The following is a 19,584-nucleotide window of genomic DNA, read 5'->3' as shown; positions in this document are numbered from 1 at the left end:
CTCGCCCCGAGGGGGAGAGGGCTAATGCACATGATCCACCTTTCCGATCCGCAAGCAACGGAGGCGTTTGGGGCGCTGCTCGCCGAGCGCGTCCGCCCCGGCGACGTCATCACCCTCGAAGGCACGCTCGGCGCGGGCAAGACCAGTGTCGCCCGCGGACTGCTCTCCGCACTCGGACTTGCCGGCGAAGCGCCATCGCCCAGCTTCGCCATCGTCCAGCCCTACGAGCCGCCCGAGGTGCGCTTCCCCGTCCTCCACGTCGATCTCTACCGCATCGACGACCCGACAGAAATTGAAGAACTGGCGCTCGACGATGCGCGCTACGATTCGCTGCTGCTCATAGAATGGCCCGAGCGCGCAGGCCCGGATTACTGGCCGGATGCGCTTCGGCTCAGTCTGACGATCGAGCCGGACGGCACGCGCGGCTTGACTATCGGCGTGCCGGAAGCTTGGAGGTCGCGATGGCCGACATGACCCCGCCGCCCGGCGCCGCCGCTTTTCTCGACGCTCATGGCTGGGGTGGAGCACAGATCCTCCCGGTCGCCGGCGACGCGTCGTTCCGGCGCTATTTCCGCGCGATCGAAGCAGGGCGGCAAGCGATCCTCATGGACGCGCCGCCGCCGCACGAAGATCCCCGCCCGTTCATTGCGGTCGCCGAATGGCTCGTCGAACGCGACTTCGCGGCACCGGCGATCCTGGCGTGCGATCTCGACCAAGGGCTCGTGCTGATCGAGGATTTCGGTGACGATCGGCTGCGCGAGGCGGTCGACGCTTCACCGGACGAAGAACTATCGCTGTATGCGCCGGCGATCGACCTGTTGGTGCGGTTGCGTGCCGAGCCGGCTGGGCCGGTCCCCCCCTATGATCGTCCGGTGCTCAAGCGCGAGGCGGGGCTATTCGTCGAATGGTATTGCCCCGCAGTTGGGATCGAGCCTGATCTCGCAGGATGGGACGCGGCTTGGGAGTCGGTGTTCGATCACGCGATCGCCGAGACGCCGGTCACGGTACTGCGCGATTATCACGCCGAGAACCTGATGCTCGTCGGACCGGCGCGGTCGCTCGGCCTGCTCGATTTTCAGGACGCGCTCGCGGGGCATCCGGCCTATGATCTGGTGTCGCTGTTGCAGGATGCGCGGCGGACGGTCGATCCGGCGGTCGAGGCGGCGATGCTGGCGCGATATCGTGCGGCGGCGGATGCGGGAGACGAGTTCATGAACGCGTATCACGTGCTCGGCGCGCAGCGGAATGCGAAAATCCTCGGCATCTTCACGCGGCTGTGGAAGCGCGATGGCAAGCCGCATTATGCGACGATGTGTCCGCGTGTGTGGACGTATCTGGAGCGCGATCTGGCGCAGCCGGTCATGGCGCCGGTCGCGGCGTGGTTCGCGGCGAACGTGCCGGCCGAGTTACGCGGCGATCCGCTGGCCTTGAGCGCGTGAGCCGCCAGCAGACTATCCGCCCTGTCCCGCGCGGGATCGTGCCCGAGACGGCGATGGTGATGGCGGCGGGCTTGGGCAAGCGGATGCGGCCGCTGACCGCGACGCGACCCAAGCCACTGGTGCAGGTCGCAGGGAAACCACTGATCGACCACGTCTTCGAACGCTTGCAGGCGGCCGGGATCAAGCGCGCCGTCGTCAACGTGCATTACCTCGCGGACACGCTGGAGGCCCACGTCACTGACCGGTTCGCGGGGATCGACGTGGTCATCTCCGACGAGCGGAAAATGCTGATGGAGACGGGCGGCGGGCTCGTCCAGGCGCGGCATCTGCTCGGCGATGCGCCGGTGCTGGTCGTCAATAGCGACAACCTCTGGATCGACGGCCCGGTCGACGCGATCAGGCTGCTCGCGTCGCGCTGGGACGACGCCAAGATGGACGCGCTGCTGCTGATGGTGCCGCTCGCGCGTGCCAACAATCACTCTGGCACGGGCGATTTTTATCTCGGCAGCGACGGGCGGATCGTCGGCCGCCGCAAGCCCGGCCGGGTCGCGCCGTTCGCCTATACCGGCATCCAGATCCTCCACCCGCGGTTGATCGCGAACTGGCCGGAGGGGCCGTTCTCGACGAACCTCTTCTGGAACCGCGCGATCGAAGCCGGCCGCGCCTACGGTCAGGTCCACCAGGGCCTGTGGTTTGACGTCGGCACGCCCGCCGCGATCCCGAAGACCGAGGCGATCCTCGCGGATGGCTGATCTCGTCGCGACGGATCACCCGACGCTCTACACGATCCCCGCGCACCGGGCGTTTGCAGACGCGCTGGTCGCCGGGCTGACGCGACGGGCCGGGCGCGATCCGCTCGCACTCGCCCGAGCGCTCGTCGTGCTGCCGAACAACCGCGCGGTGAAGGCGGTGACGGAAGCATTCGTACGCGCGAGTGGCGGCGGGCTCGTCCTCCCGCGGCTTGTGGCCTTGGGCGATCCGGAGATGGGCGAAGCGGTCGGCGCCGCGCTCGACCCGGCGGACGACATCGATCCGCCGCTGCCCGCGGTACCGCCGTACCAGCGCCGCATGATCCTCGCGCGGCTAGTGTCCGAAGAGCGCGCGCGCGAAGGCCATCCGGTCGACGCGGCGGAAGCGGTTCGGCTCGCAGGCGAGCTTGCGCGGACGCTCGATCAGCTTCTGGTCGAGGAAGTGCCGCCGACCAAGCTGCGCGATATCGAGCTCGGCCCCGAACTGACCGAGCATTGGCGGCGCGCGCTGGCGACGTTCGAGATCGTCCTGCAACGCTGGCCCGGCGAACTCGCGCGGCTTGAGCGGATCGATGCGGCAACACGGCGCTCGGCGTTGCTCGACAGGCTTGCAAAGCGCTGGCGGAATGCACCACTCGCCGGGATCGTCTGCGCGGCGGGCGTGACCGATTCCGCGCCAGCGGTCGCGCGCTTGCTTCGCTGCATCGCCGACATGCCGCAGGGCATGGTAGTGTTCGCCGGGCTAGACTTGGCATTGCCAGACGAAGAATGGGACGCGCTCGGCCCGCATGATCCGCATCCGGTCACCGGCCTCACGCGTCGTTCGATCGAGACGCATCCGCAGTTCGATGCCAAGCTGATGCTCCTGCGCATGGGCGTCGCCCGAGGCGAGGTGCAGACTTGGCGCGAGGGCGGCGGGCACGACGCCGACCCCGCGCGCGGTCGGGCGATCGCCAACGCGCTGGCACCCGCGGACTTCACCGGCAAATGGACCCAGATCGCGGCAGAGGATCGCCGCTTGAAAGGCGTCACCGCCGCCGAACTCGCCACCCCGGCGGAGGAGGCCCAAGCGATCGCGCTTGTCCTGCGCGAGGCGCTGGAGGTGCCCGAGCGGACCGCCGCGCTCGTCACACCGGATCGCGCGCTGGCGCGGCGGGTAGCCGCGCATCTAGGGCGTTGGAGCATCGGCATCGACGACAGCGCGGGGCGGCCCTTGTCGATCCTGCCGCCCGGCACGCTCCTGCTCGCGCTGGCCGAAGCGGCCGCGCAGCGCTTCTCGCCGCTCGCATTGCTGGCGTTGCTGAAGCATCCGCTGGTCCGCGCGGGCGAGGATCGCTTGCTATGGCTCGACGGCGCGCGCGCGCTCGATCGACGGTTGCGCGGGCCAAGGCCGGCGGCGGGGCTCGACGGGATCGCCGGACATCTGGAGGAGCGCAAAGGCACGGCGGCAACATGGTGGACCGACGTCCAGCCTTTGCTGACGCCGCTGGCGAACGCGTTCGATCAGGGGCCGCAGCCTCTGGCGTCGGTGCTCGCCTGCCTGCGCGAGACGGCGCAGACGTTGTGCGGGGACAATCTCTGGTCCGGCCTCGCAGGGCGTGCGGCCGCGGAGTTCCTCGCCGATCTGGAAGCGGAAGCCCCTGCCGGACCGCCCCGGATCGATCCGCGCGAATTGCCACAATTGTTGCGAACGTTGCTCGACGAAGTCGCGGTGCGACCGGCACCGGGTGGCCACCCACGGCTGGCGATCTACGGCCTGATCGAAGCGCGGTTGCAGACCGCCGACGTCATGGTGCTGGGCGGGCTGAACGAAGGCGTGTGGCCGGGGCGGCCCGCGCCCGATCCTTGGCTGGCGCCGCGCATCAGGATGGAACTCGGGCTGCCGGGGCTGGAGCGGCGTGTCGGTACCGCGGCGCATGATTTCGCGCAGGCGCTGGGCGCACCGCGGGCAGTCGTCACGCGGGCGCGGCGGGATGCGAAGTCGCCGGCTCTGGCCTCGCGGTTGTGGTTGCGGTTGCAGGCACTCGCAGGAGATCGGTTCGAACGCGCGTCGGCGCTGGAAGGCTGGACGCGCGCGCTCGACGATCCGGGCGAGCATCTGCCGGCCGACCGTCCCGCGCCTTCGCCGCCAGCGCTGCTCCGCCCCAAGGCGATCTCCGTCACCGAGGTGGATCGCCTGAAGGCCGACCCGTACGCCTTCTACGCCTGCCGCGTGCTCGGGCTGATGCCGCTCGATCCGGTCGATGCCGATCCCAGTGCTGCGTGGCGCGGCACCGCGGTGCACGACATTCTCGAGCAATGGTGGAAGCAGGACGGGTGCACCGTCGACACGCTGCGGACGCGCGCGAAGGCGATGCTCGACGACGAGCGGACGCACCCGATGATGCGCGCGTTGTGGCAGCCGCGGTTGCTCGAAGCGATCGACTGGATTGCCGGTGCCATCGTCGCGCAAGGCGAAGACGGCCGCACGGTCGCCAGTGCCGAGGGCAAGGGCAAGATCGAGATTGCCGGCGTGACCCTGTCGGGTCGCTACGACCGCATCGACAAGCTGCCCGACGGGCGCCTCGCCGTGATCGACTACAAGACCGGCAAGCCGCCTTCGCCGACCGCCGTCCGCGCCGGCTACAGCCTCCAGCTCGGCCTGCTCGGCCTGATCGCCGAGCGCGGCGGGTTCGAGGATGTGCGCGGTACTGCGGGCGCGTTCGAATATTGGTCGCTCGGCAAGAAGCGCGACGCGTTCGGCTATATCGAGAGCCCGGTCGATCCCGAGGGCAAGCGCGACAAGATCCCGACCGCCGAATTCACGTCAATCGCCGCGCACAACTTCACCGAAGTCGTCGGCGAATGGCTGACCGGCAGCGCCGCGTTCACCGCCAAACTCGTCCCCGAATACGCCCCCTATGCCGAGTATGACCAGTTGATGCGACGCTACGAATGGTATGGCCGTGAGCGGTGACGCGCTCGCCACGCTGCCCCGGCTGAGGGGCGCGCAGGCCGATGCGAGCAACCCGGCGTCGCACGTCTGGCTGTCGGCGTCGGCCGGCACCGGCAAGACGCAGGTGCTGGCGGCGCGCGTGTTCCGACTGCTGTTGCGCGGCGTAGATCCCGGCGCGATCCTGTGCCTGACCTTCACCAAGGCAGGCGCGGCGGAGATGGCGCAGCGCATCAACGGGCGGCTCGCCGCATGGGTGCGGATGCCCGCGCCGGCGCTCGCGGCGGACCTGATCGCGCTTGGCGAGAGCCCGGTACAGGCGTTGCAGGATCGCGCCCGCACGCTGTTTGCCAAGGTGCTCGATGCGCCCGGCGGCGGGCTCCGTATTCAGACGATCCACGGCTTCTGCCAGGGATTGTTGGCAGCGTTCCCGGTCGAGGCCGGCCTGACGCCGGGCTTCCGGCCGCTGGAAGCGCGCGAAGAGGCAGGCCTCGCGCGCGAAGCACTGGCGACGATGCTGTCGGACGCCGAGCGCGAGGGCCGCGAGCGTCCGGTCGAGATCGTCGGCCGCCTGTCGCTGCGGATGGGAGAGGGCGGGGCGGAGGCGTTCCTCCTCGCCTGCGCGCGTGCGTTGCCAGCATTGGAGGCGTTGCCGGTCGGGATCCAGCCGTGGCTCCGCCGCGAACTCGGGCTTCCGTCCGGAGATATCGACGAAGCAATCGCCGAATGGTGTGACGCGCTCGACCTCGACGCGATCACGCGCATCGCCGCAGCCAATCGCGCCTGGGGGACTGCCACCGGTCAGGCCGCGGCGGCAACCGTGCAGCGTTGGCTCGACTCCGAGCATCGCGCGGCGACGTTAGACGAACTCGCCAGCGTCGTGCTCACCGGCACGGGCACCCAGCGCAAAGCCTCGAAGAAGCTGATCGATGCCGAGCCCGACTACGAAGTCCTTGCACGCGATCTGGGCGAGGCGTGCACCGACGTGCTGTCGATGGTGCAGCGCGCGACCTATTGCGACCTGCTCGCCGACGGGCTGGAGGTCGGGCGTGATTATGCTCGCGGCTATGCGCTGGCCAAGCGGCGCGCGGGCGCTGTCGATTTCGACGACCTGATCGCGACGACGGTGGCGCTGCTCGACCAGCCGGGGATCGGCGAATGGGTGCGCTACAAGCTCGACCAGGCGACCGAGCACCTGCTGATCGACGAGGCGCAGGACACCAACGGGCACCAGTGGCGGATCGTCCGCGCGCTGGCGGACGAGTTCTTCGTCGGCCGCGGCATTTATGCGCCGTCGACGCGGACGCTGTTCACGGTCGGCGATTACAAGCAGGCAGTCTTCGGGTTCCAGGGCACCGATCCGCTCAATTTCCGGGCAGCCGAGCAGTATTTCGGCGGCCGTGCAAGCGAGGCCGAGGGCGACGACGACTGGCCCGAGGAGGAACGTGGGCTTCCCTTGGCGCGACTGTCGCTCCGCCACTCGTTCCGGTCGACGCGCACCGTGCTGGAGTTCGTCGATGCAGCGATCGACGCGATCGGCGAGCCGGGGCTCGGGATCGCGGGAGAGGTCGAACGGCACGCCAGCGAGGTGGCTGGGCCTGGCACTGTGACCTTATGGCCGCCGGTCTCGGCTGGCGGTAGCGAGGACGACGAAGAAGGCTGGGTCGACGACGCGGTGCGCAAACTCGCCAGCGATATCGCGCGTGCGGTGAAGGGGTGGCTCGCGCCGGAAACCGGCCTGATGCTGGAGAGCAAGGGGCGGCGGTTGCGGCCCGAGGACGTCATGATCTTGGTGAAGCGACGCGGCGACCTCGCCTCGCTGATCGTCGCGCGGCTCTATGCCGAGGGCGTGCCGGTGGCGGGCGTAGATCGTCTTCGGCTGAACGCGCCGCTCGCGGTGCAGGACCTGCTCGCGACGATTCGCTTCGTGTTGCAGCCCGAGGACGATTTGAGCGTCGCCGCACTGCTGGTGTCGCCGCTGATCGGCTGGACCCAGGACGAATTGATGGCCGCCGCCCCGCGCGAGGCCGGCCCGTTGTGGCGGCATCTGCAACGCACGCAGCCCGCGACGCGGCTCGCCCCATTGCTGGCGATGTTGGCGCGCGCGGACATCGCCACGCCGTACCAATTCTTGGAGGAGTTGCTGTCGGGCCCGCTCGACGGACGCTGCAAACTGATCCGCCGGCTGGGAACCGAGGCACGCGATCCGATCGAGGAGCTGCTCAACGCCGCGCTGACCTTCGAGAGCACGACGACGCCGTCGCTACAGCGCTTCCTCGACTGGTTCGACCGCGGCGATGTCGAGATCGTCCGCGATCCGTCGGCGCCGCTCGATGCGGTCCGGGTGATGACCGCACACGGCGCGAAGGGGTTGCAGGCGCCGCTGGTAATCCTGGCGGATGCGACCGCGGACCCGTCGGCGACGCCGCGCTCGATCCTGAAATGGGCGCCCGAGCTTGGTGCCGCGCCGATTCCGGTATTCCGGCCGCGGTCGAGCGAGCGGGGCGGGCCGCTGGATGCGGTCGTGTCGGCCGCCGAGCAGCGCGAACTGGAGGAGCATTGGCGGCTGTTCTACGTCGCCGCCACGCGCGCCGAAGAGCGGCTGGTGATCGCCGGTAAGCTTGGGACACGCTCGCAGGGCGTGCCGCCAGAGAATAGCTGGTATGCTGCTGCCGATCGCGCACTGACGGCGCTTGATGTCCCGGTGGGCGAGGGCGCGCGGACGTTTGCCGGGGTCGAGCCTCAGCCTGCGGTGATCGCCAAGGTTTCGGCTTCGGTCGAGAGTGCGGCGAACGCGCAGCTACCGGGATGGGCGCATGAACCCGCACCGCAAGAAGCGCGTCCGCCTCGTCCGCTGTCACCGTCTGCGCTGGGTGACGACGCGGTGTCCGATCCACCACCGACGCCGGCGATGCGCGTCGCGGCGGAGCGGGGCCGGTTGATCCATGCGCTGTTCGAGCGTCTGCCGGCGGTTGCTGCTGCCGACCGCGCGGTGAAGGCCGATAGCTGGCTGGCGAAGGCGGGGGGCGTCGACGATGCCGCAGCACGGTCCGAAATCGTGCAGAGCGTGGTCGCAGTGCTCGACGATCCGCGCTTCGCCGAGCTTTTCAGCGCGGATACGCTGGCCGAAGCGCCGATCGCCGCCACCCTCGCGAACGGCATGGTCGTGTCGGGAACGGTCGATCGCCTGCTGATCGAGCCAGACCGCATCCGCGTCGTCGACTTCAAGACCGGGCGGCGCGCACCGCGCGGCCTCGACGACGTGCCGGAGTACCATCTGAAACAGATGGCCGCCTATGCCGAAGCCTTGGGCGTGATCTTCCCCGGCCGGTCGGTCGAGGCAGCCTTGCTGTACACGGCCGGCCCGCGGTTGATCGTGCTGAACGACGAGACGCTGGCCGCGAACAAGCCGCACTATCGGCCCACGGAGCAAAGCTAGCGCCCCAGTGGTTGAGCGCGCACGCGGGCGACCTTAGATACGACTCAACCAAGGAGAATTCACAATGGCGACCAAGCAGATCACCGATGCCAGCTTCGATGCGGACGTACTCAACGCCGACGGCCCCGTGCTCGTCGATTTCTGGGCGGAATGGTGCGGCCCGTGCAAGATGATCGGGCCGTCGCTCGAGGAGATTTCGGAAGAACTCGGCGAGAAGGTGACGATCGCCAAGCTCAACATCGACGAGAACCCCGACGCGCCGGGCAAGTACGGCGTCCGCGGCATCCCGACGATGATCCTGTTCAAGGGCGGCGCACCGGCGGCAACCAAGGTCGGCGCCGAGCCCAAGGGTCGGTTGAAGGCGTGGCTCGAAGGCGAACTGGCGTAAAATAGGCCTTCGCCTACCCGCCCCTACAGCCCCCTCCGTCATCCCAGCGAAAGCTGGGATCTCCCGGTTCGAGCCACACCGCTCGCCAACGGGGATACCCCAGCTTTCGCTGGGGTGACGGACGTAGGCGGGGTGACGGGTTTGAAGATTGGCTTCGACAGAGCTCTGCTTCGGGAGAGCTTAGCTCCGATAGTCGGCGTTGATCGAGATGTAGCCATGCGTGAGGTCGCAGGTCCAAACCGTCGCCCGGCCTTCGCCTAGCGCCAGATCGATGCCGATTTCGATCTCGTGGCCCTTGAGATGCGCAGCGACCGGCGCCTCGTCGTAGCCGCTCAGCGCCAAACCACCTTCCGCAACCTGCGTATTCCCGAACCGGATCGACAACGTGTCGCGATCGGCAGGCTCACCGGCCTTGCCGACCGCCATCACGACGCGGCCCCAGTTGGCGTCCTCCCCGGCGATCGCTGTCTTTACCAGGGGCGAGTTGGCAATACTCATTGCGATGCGGTGCGCGCTGCGATCGCTGTCCGCGCCGGTCACCTGGATCTCGATCAGCTTCTGAGCCCCTTCGCCGTCGCGAACCACGAGCATGGCGAGCTGATGGCACAAATCCGCCAGCGCAGCGCGGAAGGCGTCCGCCCCCACGCTGTCATCCTCCGCCAGCGCGACATTACCGGCCTTGCCCGTCGCGAACGCCAGCACCGTGTCGCTGGTCGAGGTGTCGCTATCCACGGTGATGCACGAGAAGCTCGGCGCGTTCGCCTTCGACAGCGCGGCCTGCAGGAATTCCGGCTCGACCGCGGCGTCGGTGAAGATGAAGCCGAGCATCGTCGCCATGTCCGGCGCGATCATCCCCGAGCCCTTGATGATCCCCACCAGCGAGACAGTGCGATCGCCGATCACCGCGGTCGTCACCGCGCCCTTGGTGAAGGTGTCGGTAGTCATGATCGTTGCGGCGGCATCTTCCCACCCGCACGGCGCGGCGGCAAAGGCGGCGTCGAGCCCGGCCTCGGCCTTGTCGATCGGCAACGGCACGCCGATCACGCCGGTCGAGGACACGAACACGTCCGAAGGCTGGCACCCGAGATGCGCCGCCGTCCGCGCCGCGATCGCCTCGACCGCCGCCCGCCCACGCGACCCGGTGAAGGCGTTGGAATTGCCCGCATTCACGACAAGCGCCCGCGCCTGACCGAGTGTCAGCGCCGCACGGCACCACTCGACTTCGGGCGAAGGGCATTTGCTCGTTGTCAGCACCCCCGCAACGACCGTCCCCGGCTCCAGCGTCACGAACGTCAGGTCGCACCGATCCCACGCTTTGTACTGCGCACGTGCGACATGCAACGTGACGCCGTCGATCGAAGGGGCGGCGGGGAAGGGCATGGCAAGTGGCGAGGTCTGCATGACGCCTTCATAGTCTCTGCGATCCGGCGGGCAAGATCGCCGGTTGCGCTTGACCCGCTGACATTCGTCGGTGTCCAAGGCCGTGGGGAGAAGGATGCAGCATGATCGACGAGGGCATGAGCGCAGGGCCTGTCGGCCGGTTCGACGGCAGGACCACCCGCGTGATGCTTGTCGTCGTCGGATCGATGGTCGCGCTCGGCTTCGCCTTGGCCGCATGCCTTCTGTTGATCGCGAGCAACGGCTATCGCTGGTGGCGCGCACCGTTCCCGACGACGATCCCGCGGAACCTCCCTTTGGCTACCACGCCAGCCAAGCCGATCGGACGCTATGCCGACTGGTTCGATGCCGACGATTATCCCGAGTCCGCGCGACAGGCCAGCAAGGAAGGTGCCGTCAAAGCAGCTCTGCTCGTCGCGGCCGACGGATCGGTCGAGGCGTGCGAGGTCCTCGTGGGGAGTGGGACTAGCGCACTCGATGAAGGAACGTGCCGCGGCGCGGTTCGCCATGGCCAGTTCACCCCCGCGCGCGACGCGAAGGGGCGTGCAATCCCCTCGCGCATCGAATTGCCGCGCGTTCGATGGGCGCTGCCCTGAGACGAACGGTAGATTTTCCGCGCAGGCTCGAATACAGCCGGTCCCGCATGAACCTGCTGCTGCTCCTCTCTGCCCTGCTCTCCGCGCTGACGGGCGCGGTACCGGGTATGCGTGGGCAGTCTGCCCAAGCAGTGGTGCAAGGCAACGTCTGCTCGCAGTCGATAGCAGCAACGCCGGCCAAAGTGCTGATAAGGCCCGTTCCTGGCCTTCCCGCGCTGCCGCAGGTCGCCGTCGCCACCACGTTGCGCACCATCGCCGTCGTCTCGTTACCGCTATGGGCAGAGCGCCGCCGCGAATAGCGTCTTGGTGTGACCTTATCGTAACCTTTGGATCCGAGTGATCCGTTTCCGCGTGCGCCCCCTGCGTGCCGCCGCGTCTCAAATTCAGGAAAATCAGCCCATGTTCGGTGGCCTCGCCAAATCCTTGTTCGGTTCGTCCAACGACCGCTACGTCAAGTCGCTCAACCCGATCCTCGCCAAGATCGCCTCGTTCGAGCCGTCGCTCCAGGCGATGTCGGACGAGGAGCTCTCCGCGCAGACCGTCAAGTTCCGCGCGCGGCTCGCAGAGGGCGAAAAGCTCGACGACCTCCTTCCCGAGGCGTTCGCGACCGTCCGTGAAGCCGCGCACCGCGTCCTCGGCCAGCGCCATTACGACGTCCAGATGGTCGGCGGCATCGTCCTCCACCGCGGCGAGATCGCCGAGATGCGGACCGGCGAGGGCAAGACGCTGGTCGCGACGCTCGCGACCTACCTCAACGCGCTGCCCGGCGATGGCGTCCACGTCGTCACCGTCAACGACTACCTCGCGGCGCGCGATGCCGAGTGGATGGGGCAGGTCTACACCTTCCTCGGCATGACGATCGGCGTCATCATCCCCAACCTGTCGGACGAGGAACGCCGCGCCGCCTATGCCGCCGACATCACCTACGGCACGAACAACGAGTTCGGCTTCGACTATCTCCGCGACAACATGAAGTACGAGCGCAGCGCGATGACGCAGCGCGCGTTCAACTTCGCGGTGGTCGACGAGGTCGATTCGGTCCTGATCGACGAAGCCCGTACGCCGCTGATCATCTCGGGTCCGACCGACGACAAGTCCGAACTGTACATGCAGGTCGACGCGGTCGTGAAGCAGCTTGAGCCGATCGACTACGACAAGGACGAGAAGCAGAAGACGATCATCCTCACCGAGGACGGCACCGAGAAGGTCGAGCGGATGCTCGAGGCCGCCGGGCTGCTCGAGGGGCAGAACCTGTACGACTTCGAGAACACGCAGGTCGTGCATCACCTCAACCAGGCGTTGCGCGCGATCGTGATGTTCAAGTCGGACATCGACTACATCGTCAAGGACGGCAAGGTCATCATCATCGACGAGTTCACCGGTCGCATGATGGACGGCCGGCGTTGGTCGGACGGCCTGCACCAGGCGGTCGAGGCGAAGGAGGGCGTCCAGATCGAGCCCGAGAACCAGACGATGGCCTCGATCACGTTCCAGAACTATTTCCGCATGTACCCCAAGATCGGCGGCATGACCGGCACCGCGGCGACCGAGGCGGCCGAGTTCTACGACATCTACAAGATCAACGTCGTCAGCATCCCGACCAACGTCGAGGTGAAGCGCGTCGACGAGGAAGACGAGTTCTACAAAAACACCAAGGACAAGTTCGCGGCGATCGCCAAGAAGATCAAGCATCACGCGGACCTGGGCCAGCCGGTGCTGGTCGGCACCGTGTCGATCGAGAAGTCCGAGATGCTGAGCGAGTTCCTGGTCGGCGAGAACGTCGATCACAAGGTGCTCAACGCGCGCTTCCACGAGATGGAGGCGCACATCGTCGCGCAGGCCGGGCGCAAGTCCGCGGTGACGATCGCGACCAACATGGCGGGCCGCGGCACCGACATCAAACTCGGCGGCAACCTCGAATTCCGCATGCTCGACGAGCATCCCGAACTGGTCGAGGGCACGCCCGAGTATGACGAAGCAGCAGCGCGGATCACGATCGAGATCGAGGCGGAGAAGCAGGCGGTGCTCGCCGCGGGCGGCCTGTTCGTGCTCGGCACCGAGCGGCACGAGAGCCGGCGTATCGACAACCAGTTGCGCGGGCGCTCGGGGCGTCAGGGCGATCCGGGGCTGTCGCGCTTCTATCTCAGCCTCGACGACGATCTGCTGCGCATCTTCGGGCCAGACACGCTGTTCGCCAAGATGATGCGCAACAATATCGAGGACGGCGAGGCGATCGGCAGCAAGTGGCTGAGCAAGGCGATCGAGACCGCGCAGAAGAAGGTCGAGGCGCGCAACTACGACATCCGCAAGCAAGTCGTCGAATATGACGACGTGATGAACGAGCAGCGCAAGGTGATCTACGAGCAGCGCGCAGACATCATGGATGCCGATACGGTCGGCGACGTGGTGACGGACATGCGCGCGGAGACGGTCAACGTGATCGTCGGCGATGCGTGCCCGCCCAACTCGTATCCCGAGCAGTGGGATGTTGCCGGCATGAAGACGCGGCTTGCCGAGGTGATGAACCTCGAGCCACAGATCGACGCATGGCTGCTAGAGGAGTCGGTCGACCCCGAGGTGATCGAGGAGCGCGTCCGCGCGATGGCGGACGAGGCGATCGCGCAGAAGTCGGCGGATCTCGATGCGGAGACGTGGACGTCGGTCGAGAAGTCGATCCTGTTGCAGAATCTCGACCATCACTGGAAGGAGCATCTGGCGACGCTCGATGCGCTGCGCCAGGTCGTCCATCTGCGTGCGTATGCGCAGAAGACGCCGATCAACGAGTATAAGCAGGAGGCGTTCTCGCTGTTCCAGCGGATGCTCGAGACGATCCGCGAGGACGTGACCAAGACGATCGCGCATGCCCAATTCCAGATGCAGGCACCGGTCGGGCTGCCCGAGCTGCCGGACTTCATCACGACGCATTTCGACCCGTTCACGGGAGAGGATGATTCGAACGACTTTGATGGCGGCACGCGCGGCCACATCACGTCGACGATGCCGCCGTTGCAGATACCCCAGCCGCAGGAAGCCGACATCGGCGAGGATCCGGCGAACTGGGAAGGCGTGGTCAGCCGTAATGCGCCGTGCCCTTGTGGGTCGGGGCGTAAGTACAAGCAGTGCCACGGGGCTGTTTGAGCTTTTAGGACTGAACCTGTCTCCACCCCGGCGAAGGCCGGGGCCCAATTGGTGAGGTCGAAGTAACGAAGCGCATCCGTCGTTAGCGACGTTCCCCAATTGGGCCTCGGCCTCCGCCGGGGTGGTTAATGGGATGCGGGCCGCCTCCAACTGTTCTCCCGCGAAGGCGGGAGTCCAGGCTACTGGCGATGGCCTATGGGACTCCTGGACCCCCGCCTTCGCGGGGGAACGGTGGAGCAACCCGTCCGACCGATCGTTAGGACCCCATGCACCAAGCTTCCACCATCCTAACTATCGACACCACCCGCCAAGGCCTCGTCGACGTCACCGCCCAGATCGCCCGCTGGACCCGTGACCAAAGCCTTACCGAAGGCCTGCTGACGGTATTCTGCCGCCACACCTCCGCCTCGCTCCTCATTCAGGAAAACGCTGCGCCCGAGGTGCGAACCGACCTCGAAGCCTATTTCGCCCGCATCGCCCCCGAGTCGCGCGAGTATCTCCACGACGACGAAGGCCCGGATGACATGCCGGCCCATCTCCGCACAGCGCTCACTCAAGTCCAACTCTCGATCCCGCTGATCGACGGCCGACTCGTGCTCGGCACATGGCAGGGCATCTACCTGTTCGAGCATCGCCGGCGCCCGCATCGCCGCACGTTGGCGCTGCACTTGATCGGCATTTAGTCGAAACGTGAAAAATGAGTCAGTAAGGTGGCGTATTGGAGCGAACCCGTTCATCAACCGTTCCACCACTGACGGCTATTAAGAGGCGTTTCGCCGCACTCGCCGCGAACGGAGACATACCATGTTCATGAAACCTGGTCGCAAGGTCGCATTGGCAGCGCTCGCAACGGGCGCTCTGTTGCTGGCCGGTTGCGCGACCGAGACCACTTATCGGCCGGCGACGGGCCAGGGGTTCAGCCGCACCGGCTACAGCGACCGCATGGTCGAGCCAGGCCGCTTCCTCGTCAGCTTCGCCGGCAACAGTGTGACGTCGCGCGATACCGTCGAGCGCTACCTGTTCTTCCGCGCCGCCGAGCTGACGTTGCAGAATGGCTATGACTATTACCTGATGGCTGACCGCGACACCAACCTTCAGTCGCGCACCTATACGACGCCGGGGATCGGTGGCGGGTTCGGGTATGGCGGCTTTGGCGGCTATTGGGGTCCGTCGTGGCGCTATTACGGCCGCGGCTTCGGCTGGCGTAACTGGAGCCCTTATGGTGGCTTCGGCGGTGGTTTCGGCGGCGGCTATGGCGGTTTCGGTGGTGGCCCATGGGGCAACGACTTTGATGTCCGCACGATCGATCGGTACGAAGCGACCGCGGAGATCGTGATGCGCAAGGGCCCGATCCCACGCGACAACATCCGCGCGTTCGATGCGCGGAAGGTTGTCGACAGCATCGGACCGAGCGTCGTGCTGCCGAAGTAAACTGTCGATTTCGAAACAGTAAAAAGGCCGGCCTACCCCAGGGTAGTCCGGCCTTTTTGTTACGCTGCTCCCTCTCCCCTTCGGGGAGAGGGCTGGGGTGAGGGGCAGTTGCAGAGGGCAGCGCTCGCGGCGCCCCTCACCCAACCCTCTCCCCGGAGGGGAGAGGGCTTAAGATGCCGCCTTCGCCAGCCCCTTCGACAGCTGCAACGCGCCATGCAGCCGAGCCTTCGGATCGCCCCAAGCCCGCTGCAGCACCAGCTTGCTGTCAGGCCGCAACCGCGCGACGCCGTTCAGCCGCTCGACATACGCCAGCAGCTTGTCGATGTTCGGCGGCTTGTCGTCGTGGAACGAGACCAGCACACCCTTAGGTCCGACGTCGATCTTCGACACGCAGGCGCGTTTCGCGTTCAGCTTGATCTCGATGACCTTGATCAGATTCTCGGTCGCATCCGGCAGCGGGCCGAAGCGGTCGATCATCTCGGCGGCGAACGCCTCGATCTCCTGGCCCTCGTCGAGATCGTTGAGGCGGCGATACAGCCCCATCCGCAGGTCGAGATCGGGGACGTAGTCCTCGGGGATGAGGATCGGCGCGTCGACCGTGATCTGCGGCGAGAAGTCGCGCGGCCGCGACGAGGTCATGCCGCCGGCCTTGGCGTCCATGATCGCCTCCTCCAGCATCGCCTGGTAGAGCTCGAACCCGACCTCCTTGATATGCCCGGTCTGCTCGTCGCCGAGCATGTTGCCCGCGCCGCGGATATCCAGATCGTGGCTCGCCAGTTGGAAGCCAGCCCCCAGCGAATCGAGATCGGACAACACTTTCAGGCGCTTTTCGGCCGTCACCGTCATCTGCCGCTCGGGCGGGGTCACCAGATACGCGTAGGCGCGCGTCTTCGAGCGCCCGACGCGCCCACGCAACTGATATAGCTGCGCGAGACCGAAGCGATCGGCGCGGTGGACGATCATCGTATTGGCGGAGGCGATATCGATCCCGCTCTCGATGATCGTGGTCGAGACGAGCACCTCGAACTTCTTGTCGTAGAACGCCGACATGCGCTCCTCGACCTCGGTCGGCGACATCTGGCCGTGCGCGACGACGAAGCGGATCTCGGGCACCTGTTCGCGCAGGAAATCCTCGATCTCAGGCAGATCCGCGACGCGAGGCGTGACGACGAAGCTCTGCCCGCCGCGGTAATGCTCACGCAGCAACGCCTCGCGCAGCACGACCGGGTCGAACGGCATGATGTAGGTCCGCACGGCGAGGCGATCGACCGGCGGGGTCTGGATCACCGACAGCTCGCGGATGCCCGACATCGCCATCTGAAGCGTGCGCGGGATCGGCGTCGCGGTCAGCGTCAGCATGTGGACGTCCGCCCGCAGTGCCTTGAGCCGCTCCTTGTGCGTCACGCCGAACCGCTGCTCCTCGTCGACCACCACCAGCCCGAGCCGCTTGAAGTCGATGGTCTTCGCCAGCAGCGCGTGCGTGCCGATGACGACATCGATCGTGCCGTTCGCCAGCCCCTCCTTGGTCGCCTTCGCCTCGCTCGCGGTGACGAGCCGCGACAGGCGGCCCATGTTCATCGGGAAGCCTTCGAAGCGGGCTACGAAGTTGTTGTAATGCTGGCGCGCGAGCAATGTCGTCGGGCAGACGATCGCGACCTGCTTGCCGCCCATCGCCGCGACGAAGGCGGCGCGCAACGCGACCTCGGTCTTGCCGAAGCCGACGTCGCCGACCACCAGCCGGTCCATCGGCTTCCCCGCGGCGAGATCGCCCAGCACGTCTTCGATCGCGCGATCCTGGTCCTCGGTTTCCTCGTACGGGAAGCGATCGACGAAGCTCGGATAGCCGCTCGCATCGGGTTCGAGCACGTCGCCCGGATGCAGCGCGCGTTCGGCGGCGGTCGCGATGAGTTCGCCGGCGATCTCGCGGATCCGCTCCTTCATCTTCGATTTTCGGCGCTGCCAGCCCTCGCCGCCAAGACGGTCTAGCGTCGCGCCTTCCTCCGATGAGCCGTAGCGCGAGAGGACGTCGATATTCTCGACCGGCACGTACAGCTTGTCGCCACCGGCATAGCTCAGCGCGACGCAATCATGCGGGCTCTGGCCGACCGGGATCGAGGTCAGGCCCTCGTAGCGCCCGATGCCGTGCTCGGTATGGACGACCAGATCGCCCGGCGTCAGCGTCGCAAGTTCGGCGAGGAACGCGTCGGCGGATTTCTTGCGCTTCTTGCGGTGGACCAGGCGGTCGCCGAGCATGTCCTGCTCGGTGAGGACCGCGATCCCCGGCGCGGTGAAGCCGTGGTCGAGCGGCAGGACGATCAGCGCGACGCCGAAGCTCTTGGCGGTATCGGCGATGCCGAGCGCCTCCTGCCAGGTCTCGGCGTGCTTGCCGCCCTTCATGCCGTGGTCGGCGAGCAGGCTCCCCAGGCGTTCACGTGCGCCGATCGAGTAGCTGGCAAGGATCGGTTTCCGCCCCTGCTTGCGCAGTTTCTCAACATGATCCGCGACGGCTTCGTAGATGTTCGCTTGCGCCGCGCGCTCGGGTCCGAAATCGCGCGGGCCATCGACGTCGAAGTCGAGCACGGTGTCGCTCGGCGGTTCGTGGAACGGCGAGGTGATATGCGCGGCGAACGCCTCGACTCCGCCGGACCATTCCTGCGCGTCGAGATACAGTGCCTTGGCGGGCATCGGACGATAGCTGCCGGGCTGAGCGGCCTCGGCGCGCTTGCGGTTCTCGTAATAGTCGGCGATCGAATCGAGCCGGCTCTCCACCGCCGCGGCGACGCCGTTGTCGCGCACCACGACGTCGTCGGCGCCGAGATGGTCCAACAGCGTCGCCATCTTCTCCTCGAACAGCGGTAGCCAATGCTCCATGCCTGCGATGCGCCGGCCTTCGGAGATCGCCTGGTACATCGGATCGCCGGTAGCCGTGCCGCCGAACGCGTCGCGGTAGCGCGTGCGGAAGCGCTTGATCGAATCCTCGTCGAGCAAAGCCTCGGAAGCCGGAAGTAGGACGAAACCGTCGATCCGGCCGGTGGTGCGCTGGTCGGCCGCGTCGAACGTGCGGACACTCTCGATCTCGTCGCCAAAGAAATCGAGACGCAGCGCATGGTCTTCGCCCGACGGGTAGAGGTCGACGATCCCGCCGCGCACTGCATATTCGCCCTGGTCGTGGACGGTGTCGGTGCGGACATAGCCATTCGCCTGGAGCAGCATGGCGAGCTTGTCGCGGCCGATCCGTTCGCCGGGCGCGAGCCGCGCGACGAGCTGGCGGATGCGGAACGGGGTGAGGACGCGCTGCGTCGCGGCGTTGGCAGTGGTCAGCAGGAGCTGCGGACCCTTCGGCTTGCCTTGCAGGCGTTGGAGCGCGGCGACACGCTCGGCCATGATGCGGAGCGTCGGCGAGGCGCGGTCGTAGGGGAGGCAGTCCCAGGCCGGGAAGCTCAGCACTTCGAGATCGGGCGCGAAATACGCTGCGGTCGATGCGATCGCGCGCATCGCTGCATCGTCCGGCGCGATGAAAACCGCACGCGTCTTCGTGGCACGCGCGAGGTCGGCGAGCAGCGACGGCTGGAAGCCGGACGGCACGCCGGAGAGGATCAGCGGGGTCTTCGCGGAAAGGATCGTCTTGAGGTCTGGCATTGTTTTCCTAAAGCCCTCTCCCTGTCGGGGAGAGGGTTGGGTGAGGGGCTGTTCTAGGCGCTGCGCTGCTTGGCTGCCCCTCACCCCGACCCTCTCCCCGGAGGGGAGAGGGAGTATGTTACTTCACGACCGTCACGTAATTGATGTCGCGCATCGCCTGCATCATCGGGCCATCCCATTCGGGCGGGCACACGATCGAACCGATCGCCCAGCCCATGATGTCGACGTCCTGTTCCTCCAGCAGCGCCTCGAACCAGTCGAGCTCTTCCGGCGTCCACGTCCGGCCATAGGTCGCGAAGAAGCCGCCGATCATCATGTCGGCTTCGCGCGTGCCGCGGTGCGAGCTGCGAAAGCCCAGGCGCTTGAGGCGGGTCTCGTGGTCCATTTCGAACTCCAAACACGAACAGCCGGCGACCGCTGGCGGCGGCCGTCGGC

At 67.0% G+C, this 19,584-nt stretch carries 14 protein-coding genes; 11 read left to right on the top strand and 3 right to left on the bottom strand.

Features of this window, described 5'->3' with window-relative positions; genetic code table 11:
- Positions 1–30: 30 nt before the first annotated feature.
- From tsaE to trxA, 6 genes are all read left to right on the top strand, one after another.
- Positions 31–474 (top strand): tRNA (adenosine(37)-N6)-threonylcarbamoyltransferase complex ATPase subunit type 1 TsaE, encoded by a 444-nt coding sequence (gene tsaE, locus IFR23_RS09210; protein ID WP_244655543.1) that lies wholly within the window; start codon positions 31–33, stop codon positions 472–474.
- Entirely contained in the window at positions 471–1,439 is a 969-nt protein-coding gene (locus IFR23_RS09205) for an aminoglycoside phosphotransferase family protein (RefSeq protein ID WP_192975711.1), read from the top strand. The genes tsaE and IFR23_RS09205 overlap by 4 nt, the downstream gene beginning before the upstream one ends.
- Before the next feature lie 53 nt (positions 1,440–1,492).
- A complete protein-coding gene (locus tag IFR23_RS09200) occupies positions 1,493–2,191 on the top strand; it encodes a nucleotidyltransferase family protein (RefSeq protein WP_192975710.1) in 699 nt (232 codons plus the stop codon).
- Entirely contained in the window at positions 2,184–5,144 is a 2,961-nt protein-coding gene (gene addB, locus IFR23_RS09195; RefSeq protein WP_192975598.1) for a double-strand break repair protein AddB, read from the top strand. The genes IFR23_RS09200 and addB overlap by 8 nt, the downstream gene beginning before the upstream one ends.
- Positions 5,128–8,559, top strand: coding sequence for a double-strand break repair helicase AddA (addA, locus tag IFR23_RS09190; RefSeq protein ID WP_192975597.1), 3,432 nt, complete (start codon positions 5,128–5,130; stop codon positions 8,557–8,559). Before addB ends, addA begins: the two co-directional genes overlap by 17 nt.
- Positions 8,560–8,623: 64 nt before the next feature.
- A complete protein-coding gene (gene trxA, locus IFR23_RS09185) occupies positions 8,624–8,947 on the top strand; it encodes a thioredoxin TrxA (protein ID WP_055877560.1) in 324 nt (107 codons plus the stop codon).
- A gap of 180 nt (positions 8,948–9,127) precedes the next feature.
- On the opposite strand, the gene argJ is transcribed toward trxA, so the two are convergent.
- A complete protein-coding gene (gene argJ / locus IFR23_RS09180) occupies positions 9,128–10,348 on the bottom strand; it encodes a bifunctional glutamate N-acetyltransferase/amino-acid acetyltransferase ArgJ (protein ID WP_192975596.1) in 1,221 nt (406 codons plus the stop codon).
- Positions 10,349–10,449: 101 nt separating this feature from the next.
- Here argJ and IFR23_RS09175 point away from each other — a divergent pair, with 101 nt between their 5' ends.
- From IFR23_RS09175 to IFR23_RS09155, 5 genes are all read left to right on the top strand, one after another.
- On the top strand, positions 10,450–10,941 hold the full coding sequence (locus IFR23_RS09175) for a TonB family protein (protein ID WP_192975595.1): 492 nt from the start codon (positions 10,450–10,452) through the stop codon (positions 10,939–10,941).
- Between the two features lie 47 nt (positions 10,942–10,988).
- Positions 10,989–11,240 carry a hypothetical protein gene (locus IFR23_RS09170; RefSeq protein WP_192975594.1) on the top strand — a complete coding sequence of 84 codons (252 nt, stop codon included), beginning with the start codon at positions 10,989–10,991 and terminating at the stop codon, positions 11,238–11,240.
- 100 nt (positions 11,241–11,340) lie between these two features.
- Positions 11,341–14,079 (top strand): preprotein translocase subunit SecA, encoded by a 2,739-nt coding sequence (gene secA / locus IFR23_RS09165; protein ID WP_192975593.1) that lies wholly within the window; start codon positions 11,341–11,343, stop codon positions 14,077–14,079.
- A gap of 266 nt (positions 14,080–14,345) precedes the next feature.
- Positions 14,346–14,762 carry a secondary thiamine-phosphate synthase enzyme YjbQ gene (locus IFR23_RS09160; RefSeq protein ID WP_192975592.1) on the top strand — a complete coding sequence of 139 codons (417 nt, stop codon included), beginning with the start codon at positions 14,346–14,348 and terminating at the stop codon, positions 14,760–14,762.
- Positions 14,763–14,889: 127 nt separating this feature from the next.
- Complete coding sequence (locus tag IFR23_RS09155; RefSeq protein ID WP_192975709.1) at positions 14,890–15,510, top strand: CC0125/CC1285 family lipoprotein; 621 nt, start codon at positions 14,890–14,892, stop codon at positions 15,508–15,510.
- A gap of 168 nt (positions 15,511–15,678) precedes the next feature.
- Here the strand turns inward: IFR23_RS09155 and mfd are convergent, their stop codons facing one another.
- Positions 15,679–19,149: a transcription-repair coupling factor gene (mfd, locus tag IFR23_RS09150; protein WP_192975591.1), complete on the bottom strand. Its 3,471-nt coding sequence runs from the start codon at positions 19,147–19,149 to the stop codon at positions 15,679–15,681.
- Between the two features lie 118 nt (positions 19,150–19,267).
- On the bottom strand, positions 19,268–19,534 hold the full coding sequence (locus tag IFR23_RS09145) for an FAD assembly factor SdhE (RefSeq protein ID WP_056048683.1): 267 nt from the start codon (positions 19,532–19,534) through the stop codon (positions 19,268–19,270).
- Positions 19,535–19,584 lie beyond the last annotated feature (50 nt).

The organism is Sphingomonas sp. CFBP 13603 (genome assembly GCF_014892665.1).
Taxonomy (GTDB): domain Bacteria; phylum Pseudomonadota; class Alphaproteobacteria; order Sphingomonadales; family Sphingomonadaceae; genus Sphingomonas.
This window is presented reverse-complemented; position numbering and strand designations above follow the sequence as displayed.

Coding starts and splice junctions, on each gene's coding strand:
- tsaE (WP_244655543.1), top strand. CDS start 31: ATGATCCACCTTTCCGATCCGCAAGCAACGGAGGCGTTTGGGGCGCTG.
- IFR23_RS09205 (WP_192975711.1), top strand. CDS start 471: ATGACCCCGCCGCCCGGCGCCGCCGCTTTTCTCGACGCTCATGGCTGG.
- IFR23_RS09200 (WP_192975710.1), top strand. CDS start 1,493: ATGGTGATGGCGGCGGGCTTGGGCAAGCGGATGCGGCCGCTGACCGCG.
- addB (WP_192975598.1), top strand. CDS start 2,184: ATGGCTGATCTCGTCGCGACGGATCACCCGACGCTCTACACGATCCCC.
- addA (WP_192975597.1), top strand. CDS start 5,128: ATGGCCGTGAGCGGTGACGCGCTCGCCACGCTGCCCCGGCTGAGGGGC.
- trxA (WP_055877560.1), top strand. CDS start 8,624: ATGGCGACCAAGCAGATCACCGATGCCAGCTTCGATGCGGACGTACTC.
- argJ (WP_192975596.1), bottom strand. CDS start 10,348: ATGCAGACCTCGCCACTTGCCATGCCCTTCCCCGCCGCCCCTTCGATC.
- IFR23_RS09175 (WP_192975595.1), top strand. CDS start 10,450: ATGATCGACGAGGGCATGAGCGCAGGGCCTGTCGGCCGGTTCGACGGC.
- IFR23_RS09170 (WP_192975594.1), top strand. CDS start 10,989: ATGAACCTGCTGCTGCTCCTCTCTGCCCTGCTCTCCGCGCTGACGGGC.
- secA (WP_192975593.1), top strand. CDS start 11,341: ATGTTCGGTGGCCTCGCCAAATCCTTGTTCGGTTCGTCCAACGACCGC.
- IFR23_RS09160 (WP_192975592.1), top strand. CDS start 14,346: ATGCACCAAGCTTCCACCATCCTAACTATCGACACCACCCGCCAAGGC.
- IFR23_RS09155 (WP_192975709.1), top strand. CDS start 14,890: ATGAAACCTGGTCGCAAGGTCGCATTGGCAGCGCTCGCAACGGGCGCT.
- mfd (WP_192975591.1), bottom strand. CDS start 19,149: ATGCCAGACCTCAAGACGATCCTTTCCGCGAAGACCCCGCTGATCCTC.
- IFR23_RS09145 (WP_056048683.1), bottom strand. CDS start 19,534: ATGGACCACGAGACCCGCCTCAAGCGCCTGGGCTTTCGCAGCTCGCAC.